Below are 478 nucleotides of genomic sequence, written 5' to 3'. Positions count from 1 at the left end.
TCAGCATTGCCCCTGCCATGGCCACGGCGAAGGTGATCTGGGGCAGATGGGCGCGCAGGGACGGCACGTCGGGCGCATCGTCCTCGTTGGGCACCACATGGCCATGCTCGTCGATGCGGTTGCGCAGGCCGAACCAGATGGAGGCGAGGGTCATCAGGGCGATGATGATGACGCCCGGACGGAAGATGAAGTCCCAGCCGTTGAACTGCAGCGCCTGATAGAGATAGGTCTCGGCCTGGGGGGCCAGCACATAGCCGATCAGCAGCGCCGGGCGCGGCCAGCCGAAGCGCTTCATCAGCACGCCGAGGACGCCGAGGCCCAGCAGCGCCACGAGATCGGCGAGCGAGCGGGTGGCCTGGAAGGCGGCAAAGCAGATCAGCACGATCATGAAGGGCGCAAGGCGCTGGAACGGGATCTGGGTCAGCTTGGAGATGGGAATGGCCAGCGCCAGGCAGATGCCCGCGCCCATGACATTGGC

The 478-nt window shown here is 66.3% G+C and carries 1 protein-coding gene; it reads right to left on the bottom strand.

Features of this window, described 5'->3' with window-relative positions; all coding sequences use genetic code 11:
- Positions 1 to 478 (bottom strand): tripartite tricarboxylate transporter permease (locus V6L75_RS20980; RefSeq protein ID WP_334253401.1); only part of this gene is annotated, 478 nt, incomplete at both ends.

The sequence above is a fragment of the Pannonibacter anstelovis genome (assembly GCF_036881715.1).
In the GTDB taxonomy this organism is placed as follows: domain Bacteria; phylum Pseudomonadota; class Alphaproteobacteria; order Rhizobiales; family Stappiaceae; genus Pannonibacter; species Pannonibacter anstelovis.
Note: the sequence above shows the minus strand (reverse complement) of the source record. Positions and strands in the feature narration are given on the sequence as shown.